This is a genomic window from Paenibacillus sp. J31R34 (genome assembly GCF_059383715.1).
On sequence record NZ_JBXENU010000002.1, the window covers coordinates 71,270 to 90,252 of the forward strand.

The window sequence follows — 18,983 nt, forward strand, 5'->3', positions numbered from 1 at the left end:
CTTACTATTTTTGCCGATACATATAGGTAGTGAGACTTACGGACTATTGCTGCAAAAGATGCCAGGGAGGCTGCTTTCATTGATGAATAGCTTGTTTATGCGTATTTTTATGTTTTTCTCTATTATTTTGCTTATTATTGGCTCGGTGCTTGGAATTACCTTGTATCGTGCCTCCGCCCATTTGGTGGAAAATTCGATGGGTATGCAAGCGCAATCCGTTGCTGAGCGGGCAGTTAGTCTTGTTGATACGCAGCAATACGATAAGCTCAGCGCAGGCATGGAGCAAAGCGATTATTACAATGAGCTTCGTACGCAGCTTAACGATATGCGTGAAGCGAACGGTTTAAAATACTTGTATACGCTTGGCATGCGTGAAGAGGGAGGTCAGCCTGTCTACTTTTATGTCGTGGATGGCGCCCCACAGGACGTAGCAGAGGATGATTTTTCCCCCTTCGGTTCGGTTGAAGAGAATCCCTACGCGGGTATGATTACAACCTTTCAAGAGATGAAGCCCAGCATTGGCGAGCTGACTCAGGATGAATATGGGTCAACTTTATCCGCTTATGTGCCGATTATGTCTGCCGATGGCAAGCTGCTTGGCCTCGTCGGCGCTGATCTCGATGCCACGAAGGTTTACGAGCTGATGGCGCAAAATCGCAATACGATGATTTGGATGGCACTGGGGATTTTTGCGCTCAGTCTGCTGCTCGTTTATTTGCTGGCCCGTTATTTGACTGGGCCGCTCGTCCAGCTCAAAAAGCTGATTGCCCGCGTCGGCAGCGGCGACTTGACGGTCGCTATTGATCTAGGCCGCAAGGATGAGGTCGGGCAGCTGGCAGCCGCCTTCAAGGCATTAGTAGAAGATACACGTACGGTCATTAGCGGCATACGCAGCAGCTCAGATCGGCTGCTAACCGCCGCCGAAGCCGTTTCTTCCCATTCCCTTGCGACGAAGGAAGCAGGCGTTACGATTACGGACAGCATTCAGCAAACGTCGGAGGGTGCTGCCGCACAGGTTGTACGCGCTGGGGAAGTTACGCATGCGATGGAGGCGATAACCTCAAGCATGCAGCATATTGCCCATTCCGCAGCCATCGTCTCATCCGTATCGGAAGCAACGACCAGCAGCGCTAAAAATGGCGAGGAAGCGATTTCCGCTGTCATTCAGCGGATGGACACCATTCATGCCGCCACTTCCAAAATGGGCGAAACGTCTGCACAGCTGGAGCAGCATTCCGGCAAAATTGTCGAAATTATTTCGATAATGAAAGGGATTGCCGCACAGACCAATTTGCTTGCCCTTAATGCCGGAATCGAGGCTGCCCGTGCGGGCGAGGAAGGACGCGGCTTCGCCGTCGTCGCCTCCGAGGTGAGAAAGCTCGCTACCCAGTCACAGGAATCCTCCGAGCATGTGGCGACGCTCATCGCAGAAATTGTCCGCCATACTTCTGATTTGTCTGGGCAGATGGAGGCGAGCAACACGGAAGTACTCGCAGGTCTAAGCGTTGTCCAGGAGGCAGGAGCATCGTTCGCCTCCATCCATTCCGGCATTGGCACCATTAATGAGCGCCTGCTTGAGGTATCTGCCGCCTCCGAGCAGCTGTCCGCCGGATCGCAGGAGGTCGCTGCCTCCATCGAGGATATGGAGAGCATTTCCCGCGGGTCAGCCTCGCGCTTCGAACAGGTCGCTGACGCTTCCGGGCTGCAGCTTGCCTCGATGAATGAAATCAGCCTCTCAGCGGAATCGCTGCGCCAGCTCTCTGAAGAGCTGAATGCACTCATTGGCCGCTTCAAAACCGAGCAATTATAATAGAAGCATAAAATCCAGTTATTCCAAGGGCCTTCATTTCCCCGAAGGCCCTCCTTGTTATATAATTAAGGTTGGCCCATAAGCCCTGCCACGCCGGCATGGAAGCCTGGTTTATAGATAGGAGAGTAGATATGGACATTATACAAATGGATATTAATCTGATTGATGAAGATACGGACCAGCCCCGCTACCAATTCGACGAGCAGTCGCTGCAGGAGCTCATCACTAGCATCGAGGAGCTTGGCCTGCTGTCGCCTATTAAAGTCAGAAAAACAGATAACGGACGCTACAAAATTATATATGGCAACCGCCGATACAAAGCTTGCATCGCGCTTGGGAAGCCGACGATTCCTTGCATCGTCTCGACGATGACCAATGAAATGGATATTTATTTGGAGCAAATTGCCGAAAATTTGACGCGTGAGGGCTTCTCGCCGATTGAAGAGGCGGAGGCATTTCACAAGCTGCTGAACAACGAGAAGTTTAGCAGCTCCGTTAAATTTCTTGCGAGCAAGCTCAGCAAGCCGGAATCGTATATTAAAAATAAATGCGAGCTGCTCAAATTCAGCAGCGCGGTCAAGAAGCGGATCGTCAGCGGCACAGCGATCCGCAAGGATGTGCTGACGGAAGATCAGCTGCTTCCGATTAAAGACTTGCCGATGGAGCTGCGCGACCCGCTCGCGCTTATTTTCGCGCGTGACGAGATGCCTGTCAGCGACGTCAAGAAAATCGCTAAGCTATTCAAGGACCCAGATATTTCAGCAAGCACGAAAGAGAAGCTGCTGTTCAAGAACGGTCCCGGACTGCTCGAAACATGGTCCGTTCGCCAGAACAACAAAGCCGAGCGGGCCAAGCCAGCCCAGCCGGCAGAAGCTAAAAAGAAAGCTGCCTCGTTACAGGCCGAGCAGCCATCTGTAGAGCAGCAAGATCAGCCGCTGTGCGGCGTAATGGACAATCTGCCTAATCATAGCGCTTCGCTTGCTGCTAATACGGCTTCTGTTGATAGCGCTGCTGTTTCGGCCGCCCAACCGGCAGCTGCTAATGTGCCTGTAGCAGCTCCGCCTGTTACCGCTGTAGCGACACTCGCAGCTGCCGAAGCAGAAGTGGGCCTTGATGGGATGCCACCTGTTCTAGCTCAGCTTCAGCAGTTAATGACGACGCTGGAAGCTGCGGGCGCACCGCCGCTGGCGAAAGCACTTGAAAGCATGGAAACGGAAGCCAGAGACACTTTTCTACAAGATGTCGACAAGCTAATTGTCCATTTGCAGCATCAGCTGCTGGAATGGAACCAGCATAAAGAATAGTCTAATGCCGAGCTTTATACATTTTCCGAAAGTCTAAATACTATAAAAGCTGCTGCATCAAACACAAAAAAGGCTGCCCTATCGTCCATACAGACGAGGGCAGCCTTTCTCTATTTCAAGCTGAATTCAGCTCTATTATTCGGCGTACATTTTTTCCCGAAGCGCTTTAACCTCATCGCTTTCAAGGTACTCATCATACGTCATCATGCGATCGATCAGTCCGTTAGGCGTAATCTCCATAATACGGTTCGCAATCGTTTGAACGAACTGATGGTCATGCGAAGTGAACAGAATCGTGCTATCCGTATCGATCAGGCCGTTATTGAGCGCTGTAATGGATTCGAGATCCAAGTGATTCGTTGGCTCATCCATTAGGAATACGTTCGAGCCGCTGAGCATGATTTTGGACAGCATGCAGCGGACTTTCTCTCCACCGGACAATACGCTTGCTTTCTTAATCGCATCGTCGCCAGAGAACAGCATCCGTCCGAGGAAGCCGCGGATGAACGTCTCATCCGGATCTTTGGAATACTGGCGCAGCCACTCGACCAGGTTCAGATCAACACCGTCGAAATAAGACGAGTTGTCTTTCGGGAAGTAGCCTTGCGTGGTTGTAACTCCCCACTGATACGTACCCGCGTCCGCTTCAACCTCGCCCATCAGCACTTGGAACAACAGTGTCTTCGGCTGTTCGTTCGGGCCAACAAAAGCGATTTTGTCGCCTTTATTAACGGCAATCGTTAGGTTATCCAGCACCTTCACGCCATCCACCGACTTCGTCAAGCCTTCTACGAGCAGCAGCGATTTGCCTGCTTCGCGCTCACCCTTGAAGTTGATAAACGGATATTTCCGGTTCGAAGGACGAATGTCATCGAGGGAAATTTTATCAAGCAGCTTCTTACGGGAAGTCGCTTGCTTGGATTTCGATTTGTTCGCGCTGAAGCGCTGAATGAACGCCTGCAGCTCTTTAATTTTGTCTTCCTTCTTCTTGTTCTCGCCGCGCATCAAAGAAAGCGCTAACTGGCTGGACTCATACCAGAAGTCGTAGTTGCCGACATACATCTGGATTTTACCGAAATCGATATCGGCGATATGCGTACATACCGTATTCAGGAAGTGACGGTCATGGCTGACCACGACGACGGTTCCTTCATATTTTGCAAGGAAATCCTCTAACCAGCGAATCGACTCAATGTCCAAATGGTTGGTAGGCTCATCGAGCAGCAAAATGTTCGGTTCGCCGAACAACGCTTGCGCGAGCAATACACGTACCTTCTCATTACCGCTCAGCTCAGACATCGTTTTGTCATGCAGATCAGGCGTGATGCCAAGGCCGTTCAGCATTTCTGCTGCTTGCGACTCGGCTTCCCAGCCGTTCATGTCGGCGAATTCAGCTTCCAGCTCGCCTGCGCGCATGCCGTCTTCATCAGTAAAGTCAGCTTTGGCATACAGCGCGTCCTTCTCTTTCATTACATCATAAAGCTTCTTGTGGCCCATCATTACCGTTTCAATAACGGCAAACTCATCATATTCAAAATGGTTCTGTCTCAGTACAGCAAGACGCTCGCCCGGTGTAATATGAACCTCACCGCTCGATTGCTCTACTTCTCCGGACATAATTTTCAAAAACGTTGATTTACCTGCGCCGTTCGCGCCAATAAGGCCGTAGCAGTTGCCCGGCGTAAACTTAATGCTAACATCTTCAAAAAGCGCCCGCTTCCCAAATCGAAGCGTTATGCCAGTAGTACTAATCATGGTTCGCAATCCCGTCCTTCACATTCATTCTCATTATCTTGCATTATTATAGCACAGTATGCCCGCAAACGAACCTCGAATTGTCAATTCGCTGCATTTTTCCGCGCGAACAGGCCCCGGTGAAGCCGCCTATTCAAACAGCGGCCTTTCGGGACCTTACTTCATCTTGCCCTGCGCCAGCAAGTCCACACCAGGGCTTGTGCGCTGCTATTCCTGCACAAGGGCTTAGTCCCAGTGCAGCTTCACTTCATTTCCTGTACGGGACGATTCATAAATCGCATCCAAAATCCGGCTGTTCGTATAACCGCACAGCGCCGAAGCAATCGGCTGCTTGCCTTCGTTAATGCAGCCGATGAAATGCCTGCTCAGCAGCACGCGATCCTCTTCCCCATCAAATGGCGTGATTTCTGATTCCACAACTTTATCATCCTCATGGGTAACGTAGCAGCCATTGGTGCCAACAAGCGCTGCACCGCCCTCCGTGCCCATCAAATGGATGAACGGCTCCTCGCTAAGCGAAGCCGAATGCGCAGCCCAACTGACGTCCAGCGACAACGTCGCGCCATTTTCAAACTTGATAAGCGCCGTTGCCAAGTCCTCTACATCATAATACCCGTCCCAATTCGGTGTGCCCCAAGTGCCCATGCCGCGGCGCTTCGGGCCAAACTCGGCATACGTCGAGCCATATACCGATACCGGACGCGGGTTACCCATTAAATACAGCGACAGATCAAGCATATGCACGCCAATGTCGATCAGCGGACCGCCGCCTGCCTGATCCTTGCGGGTAAACCATGAGCCCCAGCCTGGAATGCCTTTTTTGCGGAACCATCCGGTTTTCACATTGTAGATCGAGCCGAGATCGCCATTTTCCACACGCGCTTTAATCGCACGGTTAATGCCGAGCCAGCGCATTTGATGCGCCATCATCAGCACCTTGCCCGCAGCCTGCGAAGCTTCATAGATGGTGCGGGCCGCTTCGGCATCAATAGCCATCGGCTTCTCCAGCAGCACATGCTTGCCCTGCTTCAATGCTTCAATCGCTAAAGGCGCGTGAAATTGGTTTGGTACACCGATGATGACCGCATCCAGCTCCGGATCCTCGAGCAGCGCCTGCGGGCTTTCATGAATCGTCGTTATGCCAAATTCCGCTGCACGCTGCTCGGCAAGCGGCAAGTATACGTCCGTTACCGCCGTTACAATCGCGGCTTCCGCCCCTACCTTTTGAAACGTTTCCATATGCACTTTGCCGATAGCTCCGGCCCCAATAATTCCTATACGAATCGGTTGACTCATTACATGCTCCTCCTAATAACGATGCGCTGTCATTTATTATTGCCGTTCATTCTGCTTGCCTACTTACTAAGTATACGCATGTAGTGGGCGGGAAGTCATTTCACTGTTTTGGCTTTCTCTTGTCCGCGTTTGGCATTTATTGTCCTGCAAGCCGCCAGGATTCTCCATGAGGCAGCACAACAATACGCTCTTCCTCAATGCAGCGGCTCTCACGGCAGGCTTCTAGACGGTCCAGCGCTTCGCGCGGCGTATCATCGGCCAGCTTAAAGGCACCGTAATGCATGGGCACAAAAAACTTCGCCTCCACATCCTCGAATGCCTGCAGCGACTCCTCCGGCGTCACATGCTGCGGCCCCATGAACCATTCCGGCTCATAGGCGCCTATCGGCATGAGGGCAACATCGATATGGAACTTGCGTCCGATATCCTTGAAGCCCGGAAAATATCCGCTGTCACCTGCAAAATAAACGGTAGGCGCAATTCCTGCTACAGGACGGGCAGCATGTCCCGGTCCATGTGAATGTCCCGGGCGATCAACTCCTCCTGCTGCTTTTGCTGCCTCTGCAGCTTTTGCTTCTGGCGCTTCCACTGTCTGCTGCTCTCGCTCCGCCACACTGGCACTGCCGCCCATGCCGTGCAATTGAACTTGCTCGTGCGAGTGGTCGCCGCTTCCGCTTGGCATCGTGGCATAAGGCTCCATCACCCAGCCGCCCCAATGCGAGCTGTTCGTATCCCACGGATTGCGCCTCGTCCAATGCTGGGATGGCACAAAGGTGAACTTAACGCCATGAATATGGACCGATTCCCACCAATGCAGCTCCTTGATGCGGCGGAAGCCTTTGAGCTTAAGCTTGCCTGCAAGCCCCGCAGGGACGAGAATTTGCTTTACGCCTCCCAGCTTGCGGAGCGAGTTAATGTTCAAATGGTCATAATGCGAATGGGAAATGAGCACAACGTCAACCGGAGGCACATCGCTGATGGGAATGCCCGGTGGCGCAAGCCTTTTTTCAAAGGCCATATTCCCTGACCAGACGGGGTCCGTCACAATATTAAGCCCCGCCATCTGGATCAGAAAAGTCGAATGCCCGACCCAGGTGACGGAAGGATGCTTGCGATTGTGATGCAAATAATGCAGATCCGGCGCTACATTCGGCACGGTATATGAATAATCTTTGATTTTAATCTTATTTGATCTTTCCGAGCGCCATCTTTGAAACTGTTTAAAGGAGTTATGCTGTTCAACCTGCTGCTGATTCTCAAATCTTCTGGGTTTCATCCTGGCTTCCTCCTACGCTTTATAAAAATAGAGTATATATAAGTTGAACAAAAATGTTATGGAGCAGGGGAGTAACGGAGAGAAAGATTGGAACTGGAGAGAGCCACAGCTTTCCGTAGGAAAGCCGCTTCGTAAGCATTAGCTTAGCGTCCGCCTTTGTTTTCTGATTTCCTCCTCAAAGAAGAATAGTAATCGAGAAATCAGAAAACAACAGCGGCCGTAAGTCCAAACTTTCTCGTAGTGGCGACCGAAGCTCCCATACAAAGCTTTTGTTCAACTTAGTATAGCATTAAGATACCAACTACGAGCGATCGAAGCAACTTTCCAGCCGCTTCTTATGCACTTTGAATTCGCATCCTCCTGCAAATTCATGTAAACTAAACCCATAACCTTTGAATTGTATGAACGGAGGATGATAAATGTGAAGCTTTTATCCATTGAACCGACGCCCAGCCCGAACTCCATGAAACTGAATATGGATGAATCGCTGCCGCGCGGCGTAAGACAGACTTTTTCGAAAAAAGAAGCAGAACACGCACCGGAGCCACTAAAAAGTCTCCTTGCTATAGAAGGGGTGCGCAGCATTTTCCGCACCGCTGATTTTATTGCCCTGGACCGCGTATCGAGCGCGGATTGGGCGCTCATTCTCGGCGAAGCAAGAACGCTGCTGCATGGCGACGACAGCGGAGCTGGTCAAGCAGCCTTGACCGAGAACAGCTATGGCGAGGCGCATGTGCTCGTACAGATGTATCGGGGCATTCCGATGCAGGTACGCGTGAAAAACGGCGAGCGCGAAGCCCGCTCCGCGCTGCCCGAGCTGTTCACGAACGCCGTCAGCGAAGCGGCCGGCTCTTCCATGATTCGCGAACGCAAGCTTGAGGAGTTCGGCGTCCGTTATGGCGAGCTTGAGGAGATCGCCGCCGATGTCGTCCTCGAGCTGGAAGCCGCCTATACGGCGGAGCGGCTGAATGAGCTGATCGCCGCCGCGAAGGCGCAAGGCGCAGCGGACGGCGATGCCGCAGCAGCGAAGGCAAGGCCCGCGCAGCGAGCGGCGGACGAAATCGCCGAGCTGCTGGAATCGCCGGACTGGCGCATTCGTTATGCCGCGCTTGACCGCTTGACGCCAGAGCCCGAGCTGCTGCCCCTTCTCGCTAAGGCTCTGACCGACGACACGGTGTCGATCAGAAGGCTAGCCGTTGTCTATTTGGGCGACCTTCGCACAGCTGAAGCGATGCCTTATTTATTCCAGGCGCTCCGCGACAAATCGGTATCAGTGCGCAGAACGGCTGGAGACACGCTCTCCGATTGGGGCGATCCTGCCGCTACTGCACCGATGATTGAATCGCTTAGCGACACGAACAAGCTTGTGCGCTGGCGGGCCGCCCGTTTCCTTTACGAAGTTGGCGACGAATCGGCCATTCCTGCCCTGCGCATCGCAGCACAGGACAGCGAATTCGAAATTCAGCTGCAAGCCCAAATCGCCTTGGAGCGCATCGAGCGCGGCGAGGAAGCAGCTGGCTCCGTCTGGCAGCAAATGACGGCCGCCCGCCAGCAGGGCAAATAAAGCTAGAGCCGTATTCGCTGAAGCGCCCTTACTTTAAGATTACCTTTCCTTTTGCAGCTATAAACAAGCGTAAACGGCTTAAGCCGTCCTCTGGCGGCAATGCTACCGTTTCGCGGTGAAATATAAGCTGATTATAAGGATGAAACTTATAAATGCTTATATTTCAAAAAAACCTCTTGGCTCACCTTCAGTAAATTGAAGGGAGACGAGAGGTTTTTTGCTACTTAGCTCGTTTTTCTTACTTGGCGGCTCGTTTGCTGCCACGTTGTTTGCGCGGCTTGTATAGGGGTCAATACGACAGCTGCAATTTCACCAGCTGCGAGCCATCATGCAAATAAGGCTCATAGCGTGCAGAGTAGCCAATCGGTACATTCAGCGCAGCTACGGCGCTTTTGAGATCGGCGGAAAATGTAGCGCCCTTCATATAGCGGAACTCAAGGCTGGCCGCTCCGCGCTTGACGCCAGCGCGAATTTTTTCGGTCAGCGCAGCCCGATCGGCGACGATGTTTTCCGGCTTCAGCCATTGGAAGCCAAGCTGCTGCCCAAGCTTTTTGTAAGAAGCTGCGGCAGAACCGCCTTTCTTCTCAAGCTTGTCTAGCTCTGTGGCATACGAAGTATTCGCGGCCGGATAGCTTTTTTTCCATTGATGGTCATGACGCAATTCCTTGTCCGTCTTCAAATAGTAGCTGTACTGGATCGTATCAGCTGGCGCCGCAGGATCGGTTGAGACCGGATCATCCCATGTCACATCGAGATGGTACCAATTCCCGCCGAGCTTAACCATATTCCACGCATGATCGCCTGTATCAACTGTACCCTCGGCAATCTTCGTCGTTATGCCTGCTTCACTCAGCATTTTGTAGGCAAGCAGCGCGTAGCCCTGACATACGGCACTCCCAGTAGTAAGTGCTTCATAAGCGGTATATTGAGTCAGCGACTGGTCGTACCGCAGCTTGCCCACAATCCAGTCATGTATGGCCTTCACCTTCAAATGGTCATTCATGCCAGGAGTCACCAGCTTCTTAAGCTGCTGCGCAACCACGCGGTCCACCTCAGCCGTCTGCTCCTTCGATTCCCGGTAGCTCGCCTCCATCTTGATCGTTGAGCGAGTACCGAGACTGCGCGTCGTATACACATACGATTCCAAAATATACGCCGTATAATCATCCTTCGCCATCGCGCGGTCAATAATCGCTTTAAGCTCTGTCGACAGCTTGCTGCTATCCCCATTATATTGAAGCGTGAAATGCTCTTCTCTATTTTTAAAATGTGCGGCTATTTCCTGCTCCAATTGACTGATCGTTCCGCTGCCTTGGCCCTGCTGCTCCGATGCCGCGAATACAGGCAGCCACTCCGGCTTCATTGTAAAATAAAGCGTGCCTAACACCGCTGCTGCGATGACCGCCGGTTTCCAAATGGAAAAACGCATCATGCTCACCCACCTTTTTTGTAAGCGATTTCCTTCTTGTAATCTAACTGTAATATATCGCTCAGGTTATATTCATCTTATCCAATTATACTAGCTTTATGACCCCCCTTTATTATATATTCTCTCTTGCAGCCTGCGGCCGTTGTTGCCGCAGGCCCTTTTATTTATTACCCCCAGCAGATGATAGAAAACTATAATAGAGAATAAATTCTTGGGCTAACCGCCCGCTAACCCATATTAAAGCTTGCTCACCGCATCAACGAACTGCCGCGCCCGCTCCGTAACTAGCTCAAGCTTGCCTTCGCGTACCCACTCAAGATTAACGAGCTTGCCGCCCAGACCGACGGCATTCGCCCCAGCTCCAAAATATTCGCCGAGATTATGCAGATCCGCTCCACCTGTCGCCATAATAGGAATATGGTCCAGCGGGCCGCGAATCTCCGCCAAATATTTAGTGCCAAGCGTCCCCATCGGGAACAGCTTGACCGCTTCCGCCCCAGCTTTCCAAGCTTTGACGATTTCGGTAGGCGTCATAACGCCAGGCCATACAGATACGCCATGCTCGGCGCCGTAAGCAATAACCTCCTCATCAAGATTCGGCGAAATGATAAACTGCGCCCCCGCAGCCACTGCCTCCTGCGCCATCTTAAGGTCCAGCACCGTACCTGCGCCGACAATCGCTTGATCGTCAAACTTGGTGCGCCAGCGATGAATCATCGTTGTAGCGCCCTGCGTATTCAGCGTAATTTCCATCAGGCGAATACCGCCGTCTATTAATGCCTGTCCTGCCGCATCAGCATGGCGATCCTCGATCCCTCTAAGAATCGCTACGATTTTGTGCTCTAGCAGCTGCTTCAACCTATCACTCATTCCAAAGCTCTCCCTTCGGCTTTACAAATCCTGATTCCAATAATCGCGTAAAATTTTCAAAAATAAATTCGGAAATGCCAGCTCATCCATATGCTCCGGCCCAATCCAGCGATACGGCTCGGGAAGCTCTCCCTGCTGCTCTAACTGCTCCCCCTGCTCTGTGTCCACCTGCTCTTCCAGCTGCTTTCCAGCAGCTGTATAAACAGCCGCAACTTCAGCAGCCATTTGCGCCATTGGCACTAATGCGCCCATCTTCATCGCACCTAGATCCGCCTTATAAACTCTCATTTTCCAATGGATATGGCTGAAAATATGATCGGCGTCCATCAGCTGGCGGTGAGGACGAATAAGCAAGCCCGTATCGCCCGCGACCGCCTGGGTCAGCAGCCCGCCAAGCGGTGCTTGCTCCGTCAGTTGCTCCTCGCTGAAATGAAGCAGCGGTTCCAGCTCCTTCGGCACAAGCAAATGCGGCAGCTCCCACATTTGCGCAAGCAGCCCGGTAGCCGGACGCTGCCTTACAAGCACCTTGCCTGCATGCGCGCCTGAGCCTTCAACAATGACGCCAATTCGAGCTTCCGGCCGCGGTGGCTTCGCCTTCGATTTAATAGGCAGCTCCGTCTCGCGGCCTTCGATTCTTGCTTCACAATGCTCCATCACCGGACATGGCAGGCAGCTAGGAGACTTTGGCGTACAGACGAGCGCACCCAGCTCCATTAGAGCTTGATTGAAGTCGCCTGCTGCGCCTTCAGGAATCAGCTCGGCGGCGAGCTTTTCGATTTTCACCCGTGTGGCCGGCTTTGCAATATCATCCTCCAGCGCAAAATAACGGGACAGCACGCGCATGACGTTGCCATCTACAGCTGGCTCAGGCCGATTAAAGGCGATGCTCATAATTGCGCCGCTCGTATAAGGCCCCACGCCTTTCAAAGCAGCGACGGCTGTTTTATCATCCGGCACCTGTCCTTGATGCAGCTCCATTACTTGGCGCGCTCCCGCTTGCAAATTCCGCGCCCGCGAGTAATAGCCAAGCCCTTCCCAGCACTTAAGCACCTCGGGCTCGGGCGCTTCGGCAAGTGCCTGAACCGATGGGAATTTTGCCATAAACCGTTCGTAATAGGGAATAACCGTATCGACTCTCGTTTGCTGAAGCATAATTTCCGATACCCATATCCGGTAAGGGTCGCGGCTTTTACGCCATGGCAAATCGCGATTGCCTCTCTGGTACCAATGCAGCAGTTCTCTGCTGAAATGTTGTTTTGCTTCCGCTGTCATGTATTTCTGTACTCCTCTCGATCTGTTTGCCCGGCTTCCTGCCAAGCGCTGCTGCAAATAATTCGGCGGTATTCCGAAGGGGTAATGCCCGTCTGCTGCTTGAACAACCGCGACAAATAATGATTGAGCATGCCAACCTCCGCAGCAATAGCGGCAATCGGCAAGCTCGTCGTGCGCAGCAGCTTCTTGGCTGTCGCAATTCTCCGCTGCGTGATGTATTGAACGAGCGAGCAGCCGACTTTATTTTTAAACGCAGCATGAAAATCCATAGGCGATAGGTCTGCCAGCCTGGCCAGCACGCCAATTGGAATTTGATATTGCAAATTTGCCTCAATAAAATTAAGCACTTCATCATAGACGAGCACTTCATTCCAGTGTTCATGCTCCGACAGCTGCAGCAAGGTCGTGTTTTGCGTCCGACTATTCTCCATGAACAGCGCAAGCAGCTCGAAAAGCACAGCCTTCGTCCGCAATTCGCCCGTGAGGTCGCTTTCTTCCTGCGCCGCCAGCATTTTCGTAAACAGCTGCTTGACGACCTGCGCGTCCTTCACTTCAACCTCCAGCGGCAGATGAGCCAAATGGATATAGGATTCGGCAGCCATCTCCGCGCGGAAATGACACCAATAATGAATAAAATGATTTTCACCCAGCGAGCCGTACCTTCTTGCCCAGCCTGGACGGAGCAAATAAAGCCGCCCGGCGCTGACCTTATATTTGGACTCGTTCACTTCCAGCCAACCTTCACCTTTATCGACGTAGCATAAGCAGAAATAGTCAGGCTCCATCCGCCTCATTATCCAGCCTGCTGGACTTTTCGTATAGGATGCCACCATCACATCAACCTTTAACTGCTTAAACTGTTGGTTGAGCATATGTTCGCCAGTTATTTCCATATATCTTCCATGCCTACCGATCTCTTGTCGTATTTTCTTGTTAGCCTTTTCTATTATAGCGCCCCCCTTGGCAAAATCCTATGGAAGTTGCAGCAAGCAATCCGCTATACTATCTCTATGATTTCCTAATATGGATAAACGGGAGGAACCCAAATGTTACGTAATTCTCTATCTGTCTGGGTCAAAATGCTGCTGCTTGCAGCCCTGACTACAGCCCTGCTTGCTGCCTGCGGCGGCAAGTCACAGCCGGGAACGAAAGCAACGCCGCATATGGATGCACCTGACGGCACAGCCTCTGTCTATAAATCCAACTGCATCAGCTGCCACGGTACAGACCTGCAAGGCCGCATGGGGACAGAGACCAATCTGCAGAAGGTTGGAGCCCGGATGAGCGAGGCAGACATAGTGACACAATTGGAAAATGGCGAAGGCTCCATGCCGTCGTTCAAGGATCGTCTCACAAGCGAAGAAATCGCTGGACTCGCCGCTTGGCTAGCTGGCAAGAAATAGACGAGCAGGCTTGTCCGCCGCCATCGATAGGCGGCGAGCAAGCCTGCTGCCAACACATGCTGTATATAGAACGTGCCGAATAATAGCGACGGCTTCAATGCCCTAAATTCATTCTCCTTATCTTTATCGGCAAATAGCCCCCTGATAATGACAAAGTTGACATCAACATTACAATTCGTAGCATAATCTTGTCTAACTAACTATTTTGCTACAATAAGCAGCGTAATTAGGCAAGCTGTTCGACAATGGCAACGGCAGATGCCAGCTCCCGGTCATGCGTAATCGTAATATGAACGCGCACTGCGGCAGCGGATAATCCAAGCCTCTGCCATGCCGCTTCTGACAATACACATTCCGGCTTTCCAGATTCCGAACGTAAAATATTAATATCGCCAAAGCCAATAATGCTTCCGATGCCACAGCCAAACGCCTTGACCACCGCTTCCTTCGCCGCAAAACGCCCCGATGCGAACTGAACCTTCCGTTTCCCTTCATAGCTTTCAGCCAGCTTAAGCTCCTGCTCTGTCAAAATCCGCTGCAAAAATCTCCTCGCCGAGCTGCCGGCAAGTATCGTCTGCATTCTGCTCATGTCCGTTATATCATGACCAATTCCTACTATCATTGCCTCGCCTGCCTTCAATGATTACTCTGTATATGTACTCTTCCCTACAACGTATTTGCTCCATAATAACAGAAGCTTGCCCGCTTTTGCAGCGGACAAGCTTCTAAATGATACGTTTTTAATTAAATGCCAGGAATAGGCGCGCGCTTGTGCTCGGTTTTCTGGTATTGCTTTTCCAGCTTTTCCTTTGCCTCAGCACCAATTTCCTTGCCTTCCAAATAATCGCTGTTGTCATCGTAGCTAATGCCAAGCTCATCCTCATCAGTTTGCCCTTCCCATAAACCAGCGGATGGCGCTTTGTCGAGAATGCTCTTCGGCACGCCAAGGTGCGAGGCAAGCTGGCGTACTTGACGTTTATTCAGTGAGCTGAGCGGAGTAATATCAACGGCCCCGTCGCCCCATTTTGTATAAAAGCCTGTTATGGCTTCGGATGCATGATCCGTACCAACAACGAGCAAATTGAGGTCAAAGGCAAGCGCATATTGGACAACCATACGCGTTCTTGCCTTCACATTGCCTTTGCCGCCGCGGCTAATATGACGATGGATACCGATACCCTTCAAACCGTGCTCCGTCTCTATGGCGATTTCGTCTACCGCTTCGCCAATGTTCGTTTCTACGGTTTTCGTAATACCGAATGCCTCAGATACCGCGTAGCTGTCGGAAATATCTGACTGCTCGCTGTAAGGCTGGTAAACGCCAAGCGTCATATAGTCGCGACCGGTTTCAGCTGTCAGCTCATCGGTCGCTTTTTTGCAAAGGCCCGCTGCTACTGCGCTGTCGATGCCGCCGCTAATGGCGATCAACAGGCCTGTCGTATGGGAGTCCAATACATATTTTTTGAGGAAATCAACGCGGGTGCGGATTTCCTGATCTACATCAATGACTGGCTTAACGCCAAGTCTTTTTATAATATCTGCTTGTAAGCTCATAGTTCCTCCTGCCCTTAGCGGCAGAACCGATCGAACGCATCAGCCAGATCGGCTGCAATATCCGACGCGGAACGGTTCTCGATTTGGTGACGCTCAATGAAATGAACAAGCTCTCCGTCCTTCATTAGCGCAATGGATGGAGAGGAAGGCGGGTACGGCGCAAAGTATTCGCGAGCTTTAGCCGTTGCTTCTTTATCCTGTCCAGCAAATACCGTAAACAAATGATCTGGTGTAATATCATGCTGCAGCGCTTCCGCTACGCCTGGTCGGCACTGGCCTGCTGCACAGCCGCAAACGGAGTTTACGACTACAAGCGCTGTACCTTTGGATTCAGGAAGATTTTGCTCCACATCCTCGGGTGTGCGAAGCTCTTGAATGCCAAGACGCGTCAAATCATCACGCATCGGTTGAACCATATCGAGCATGTATCTTTCAAATGACATGGACACTGAAATACACTCCTTTTTGATAACCTAAATTTAGTTACTATTATAACGCTGGGTAGGAAAATAAAGCAACAGCCGTCCATGTCTCAGCTGCTGCTCTATGATTTCGCACTCCTTCTGCTCCCAACTGCCAGCGGGCAGCTTTGACCGCTGCATCTTTAGACAGACGGGCGATTCGGTCCGTCCAGCTTCTTGTCGAAACCGGCTTGAGCTTGAGATGTCCCTTTGCGCTTTTTGGCATTTTCAGCATCTTGCTGCTCCTGCTGCAGGGATTGTTCAGACTTCGCATGATTGCGCTCCATGTATTCTCCTCCTTCATCCGTCTTGTATGACTGACAGGCAAAGGTAGTATGTGCAGGTTTAGTTTCCATTATGTTATTAGAGCAATAGAGCATTAGAACGCTAACTAAATATCCGTTTCACCCAGCATAAAGGTTAAAATGAACGTCGTTCCTTCCCCTTCCTCGGACTCCACCTCCAGCTTGCCATTATGCCTTTCAGCAATGCTGAGGCAAAGCGGCAGCCCCAGTCCCGTTCCTTTGGACTTCGTCGTATAAAAAGGCTTAAACAGCTGGCTCATCTGATCTGCTGGAATACCTACGCCATTATCACGAATCCGAAGCACCACTTTATTTTCCAGAGGGAGATAGCAAGTAAATATGTGCAGAACGCCCTTCTCCTCCATCGCCTCCATGCCGTTGCGCACAAGATTAATAAGCAGCTGCTTCATTTCCTTGTCAGACATAAGAAAGGCGGGCAAATCATCGGCAAGCTCCGTTTGCACAACCTGTCCTCTAAGATTGGCGTCCGCCTCAAGCAGCGGCAATATTTCCATGATTATCGTCTGCAAGGCATGCTTCTGCATCGGGACGGAACGATTTTGCGCCAATGACAAGAAGTCGCTAATAATCGTATTCGCCCGATCCAGCTCCTCCATAACGATCTGGTAATACTGCTGCTCATTCAGCCGGCTTCGCTCCCGCATCAGCTGCATAAACCCCCGTATTACCGCCATCGGATTGCGGATCTCATGCGTAATGCTTGCAGCCATTTGTCCAATTAGACTAAGGCGCTCCATTCGTCCCAGCTCATCGCGCAGCAGCGTAAGCTCCGTTACATCCTGGACAATAAGGGCAGCTCCCGCAATGGAATGATCCTCCTGCCTCCGAATGGCGAATGCTGTCTTGAGCAGCGTTTTGCCCTCTTCCGTGTGTGGTCCTTTACTGCTCTTGGCTCCAGCGAGCGCATCCTCAAGCAGCTTGATATAGGAACCGTCCTCTTTTGCAGCAAAAAAGGTGTCCATACGTACGTTTCCTGAAAATAAATCTCCGCTTGCCTCAAGCTGCCGCTGGAACAGCTCCTTGCCCTTCGCATTCAAATGCGTGATGACGCCACGCTCATCTGTGAATAAAATCGCTAGCAGCATTTCATCGATGAACTGCTGCTGTTTTTCTACTTCCAGCCGATAGCTAGACGAAACATTTTTGAGCTCCAGCTGCAGCTGCGAATTTTCAACAAATTTCTCCACAATAAATATAGACAACCAAATGGCAACGATCGAGCCAATTAATAATAAACCGAATACCGCAACAAGCTCAGTTGACCAGTAGAAGCCCTCATTCATCATAAACATGACAAACATTAAGGATATGTAGACGGAGATTGGCGCTATCGATTTAACGCCTATGAGCCGCTTTCGATGCAAGGGCTTCTTGCTGAATCGCTTGGCAAAGAGCAAAATAATAGGCACGTGAACAAACATGAAAAAGACAAAAACCATTTTTTCCGCATCGGTATCAAGCGCTGGCACTCTAAGGATAATATAAAGCAGATCAAGAATAAGGGCACCATATACCCCTCCGTATAAAGAGCCCAAAATAAATGGAACAAAGCGAAAATTCAGCTCATATCCATTAAAATCCGTCGAAACCGCCATGCACGCAACCATTGCGATTGCACTAGCAGCCGTTATAAACACTCGAATATGGTTTTCCTTGCGCTGCTTATAATGCCAGAGCTGAAAGGAAAATACGGGAATAAGTGAGATTACGAATTGTAACAGCAATTCTTTCAACACGAACGACAGGTCTCCCCCCCTAATCGCTTACTAGATTAAATTGCGTGATCCTTATTTTCATCTGTATGCCTATCCAGCCAGTTCGTCACCACTTCAATAAAACGCTGTGCTTCCAAATCATTATGAAGTTCATGATAGCCGTCAGACCAAGAAACAAAAGTACATGCCTCGCCAAGCCGCTGCGCCACCTTCTCGCTTGCTTCATGTGAGGTGATCTTGTCAGCTGCGCCGTGTATGAGCAGCAGCGGCACTTGGAGCTGCCTGCAATTGGCTATTGCCCATTCACCTGAATCATGGAGATTCAGAAAGGTTTTAACCGTAATGCGGGAATGGCACAGCGGGTCTCCTTCCATATGCACGGCCTCCTCATAACCTCGGCGGTACAGCTCCCCGCTCTTAAGTCCCGTCGATTGCGGCAGCCCTGGCCAAATGGCGGCGAGCCGCTTCCCCAGCCAAAGCTGGGCACGTGGTGGCGTAAAGGCCAGCCTTAGCCACGGACTAGACAGCACGAGCGCCTTCACTGCTGGCTGGAGCCGCAGTGCACAATTCATCGCGATGTTGCCGCCCATGCTGTGCCCGTAAAGAAAGATTGGCAGCCCTGGATGGCGCTCTGCAGCCTGCTCCACCAGCATGGCAGCGTAGGCTGCCGCATCAACTACAGAAGGCAAATGCCCCCTTGGCCCGGATGAACGGCCATGGCCCTGCTGATCAAGAGCGATTACAGCATATTGAGCTGCTACGAGCCTCGCCGCAAATGAACGATAACGTTCACCATGCTCGCCCATCCCATGTATGAGACATAAAACGCCCTTTGGACGCTCCTTTTCTGGCTTCCATTCTCTTACGTATAGTTCGGTATCCCCATAACCCTGAAACGTCCATTCCATACGAATCATCCAAGGCACCTCCAGCTGATGAATTATGTTC

Annotated in this window: 17 protein-coding genes; 4 read left to right on the top strand and 13 right to left on the bottom strand. The window is 51.4% G+C overall.

The window, feature by feature from the left end; genetic code table 11:
- The first annotated feature begins 82 nt into the window (after positions 1–82).
- A complete protein-coding gene (locus AC50YG_RS05870; protein ID WP_494826335.1) occupies positions 83–1,810 on the top strand; it encodes a methyl-accepting chemotaxis protein in 1,728 nt (575 codons plus the stop codon).
- 131 nt (positions 1,811–1,941) lie between these two features.
- Positions 1,942–3,114, top strand: a complete 1,173-nt coding sequence (locus AC50YG_RS05875) for a ParB/RepB/Spo0J family partition protein (RefSeq protein ID WP_494825405.1) — start codon at positions 1,942–1,944, stop codon at positions 3,112–3,114.
- A gap of 135 nt (positions 3,115–3,249) precedes the next feature.
- On the opposite strand, the gene AC50YG_RS05880 is transcribed toward AC50YG_RS05875, so the two are convergent.
- The 3 genes from AC50YG_RS05880 to AC50YG_RS05890 form a co-directional block, all read right to left on the bottom strand.
- A complete protein-coding gene (locus AC50YG_RS05880) occupies positions 3,250–4,869 on the bottom strand; it encodes an ABC-F family ATP-binding cassette domain-containing protein (protein ID WP_341281393.1) in 1,620 nt (539 codons plus the stop codon).
- A gap of 225 nt (positions 4,870–5,094) precedes the next feature.
- The gene (locus AC50YG_RS05885) at positions 5,095–6,165 is read right to left on the bottom strand and encodes a Gfo/Idh/MocA family protein (protein ID WP_494825407.1); all 1,071 of its coding nucleotides are present in this window, start codon (positions 6,163–6,165) and stop codon (positions 5,095–5,097) included.
- Between the two features lie 136 nt (positions 6,166–6,301).
- Positions 6,302–7,441, bottom strand: coding sequence for an MBL fold metallo-hydrolase (locus AC50YG_RS05890; protein ID WP_494825409.1), 1,140 nt, complete (start codon positions 7,439–7,441; stop codon positions 6,302–6,304).
- A 421-nt stretch (positions 7,442–7,862) separates the two neighbouring features.
- Between AC50YG_RS05890 and AC50YG_RS05895 the strand changes: the two genes are divergently transcribed.
- Positions 7,863–9,005: a virulence factor gene (locus AC50YG_RS05895; RefSeq protein WP_494825410.1), complete on the top strand. Its 1,143-nt coding sequence runs from the start codon at positions 7,863–7,865 to the stop codon at positions 9,003–9,005.
- Positions 9,006–9,294: 289 nt separating this feature from the next.
- Here the strand turns inward: AC50YG_RS05895 and AC50YG_RS05900 are convergent, their stop codons facing one another.
- From AC50YG_RS05900 to AC50YG_RS05915, 4 genes are all read right to left on the bottom strand, one after another.
- Positions 9,295–10,437, bottom strand: coding sequence for a transglutaminase domain-containing protein (locus AC50YG_RS05900; protein ID WP_494825411.1), 1,143 nt, complete (start codon positions 10,435–10,437; stop codon positions 9,295–9,297).
- Positions 10,438–10,671: 234 nt separating this feature from the next.
- Positions 10,672–11,304: a bifunctional 4-hydroxy-2-oxoglutarate aldolase/2-dehydro-3-deoxy-phosphogluconate aldolase gene (locus AC50YG_RS05905; protein ID WP_341281388.1), complete on the bottom strand. Its 633-nt coding sequence runs from the start codon at positions 11,302–11,304 to the stop codon at positions 10,672–10,674.
- Between the two features lie 21 nt (positions 11,305–11,325).
- Complete coding sequence (mutY, locus tag AC50YG_RS05910) at positions 11,326–12,576, bottom strand: A/G-specific adenine glycosylase (RefSeq protein WP_494825412.1); 1,251 nt, start codon at positions 12,574–12,576, stop codon at positions 11,326–11,328.
- Positions 12,573–13,469, bottom strand: coding sequence for an AraC family transcriptional regulator (locus AC50YG_RS05915; RefSeq protein WP_473758316.1), 897 nt, complete (start codon positions 13,467–13,469; stop codon positions 12,573–12,575). Before AC50YG_RS05915 ends, mutY begins: the two co-directional genes overlap by 4 nt.
- A 153-nt stretch (positions 13,470–13,622) precedes the next feature.
- Here AC50YG_RS05915 and AC50YG_RS05920 point away from each other — a divergent pair, with 153 nt between their 5' ends.
- A complete protein-coding gene (locus AC50YG_RS05920; RefSeq protein ID WP_473758314.1) occupies positions 13,623–13,979 on the top strand; it encodes a c-type cytochrome in 357 nt (118 codons plus the stop codon).
- Positions 13,980–14,205: 226 nt separating this feature from the next.
- Here the strand turns inward: AC50YG_RS05920 and acpS are convergent, their stop codons facing one another.
- The 6 genes from acpS to AC50YG_RS05950 all read right to left on the bottom strand — a co-directional run bounded on the left by acpS (position 14,206) and on the right by AC50YG_RS05950 (position 18,952).
- Positions 14,206–14,601 carry a holo-ACP synthase gene (acpS, locus tag AC50YG_RS05925; protein WP_494825415.1) on the bottom strand — a complete coding sequence of 132 codons (396 nt, stop codon included), beginning with the start codon at positions 14,599–14,601 and terminating at the stop codon, positions 14,206–14,208.
- A gap of 122 nt (positions 14,602–14,723) precedes the next feature.
- A complete protein-coding gene (nadE, locus tag AC50YG_RS05930) occupies positions 14,724–15,533 on the bottom strand; it encodes an NAD(+) synthase (protein ID WP_473758311.1) in 810 nt (269 codons plus the stop codon).
- A gap of 14 nt (positions 15,534–15,547) precedes the next feature.
- Positions 15,548–15,982, bottom strand: a complete 435-nt coding sequence (locus AC50YG_RS05935; RefSeq protein ID WP_046228930.1) for a BrxA/BrxB family bacilliredoxin — start codon at positions 15,980–15,982, stop codon at positions 15,548–15,550.
- Positions 15,983–16,137: 155 nt separating this feature from the next.
- Entirely contained in the window at positions 16,138–16,281 is a 144-nt protein-coding gene (locus AC50YG_RS05940; protein WP_494825418.1) for a hypothetical protein, read from the bottom strand.
- A 104-nt stretch (positions 16,282–16,385) separates the two neighbouring features.
- Positions 16,386–18,056: a two-component system sensor histidine kinase NtrB gene (locus AC50YG_RS05945; RefSeq protein ID WP_473758309.1), complete on the bottom strand. Its 1,671-nt coding sequence runs from the start codon at positions 18,054–18,056 to the stop codon at positions 16,386–16,388.
- Positions 18,057–18,091: 35 nt separating this feature from the next.
- Positions 18,092–18,952, bottom strand: a complete 861-nt coding sequence (locus AC50YG_RS05950; RefSeq protein WP_494825420.1) for an alpha/beta hydrolase — start codon at positions 18,950–18,952, stop codon at positions 18,092–18,094.
- Positions 18,953–18,983 lie beyond the last annotated feature (31 nt).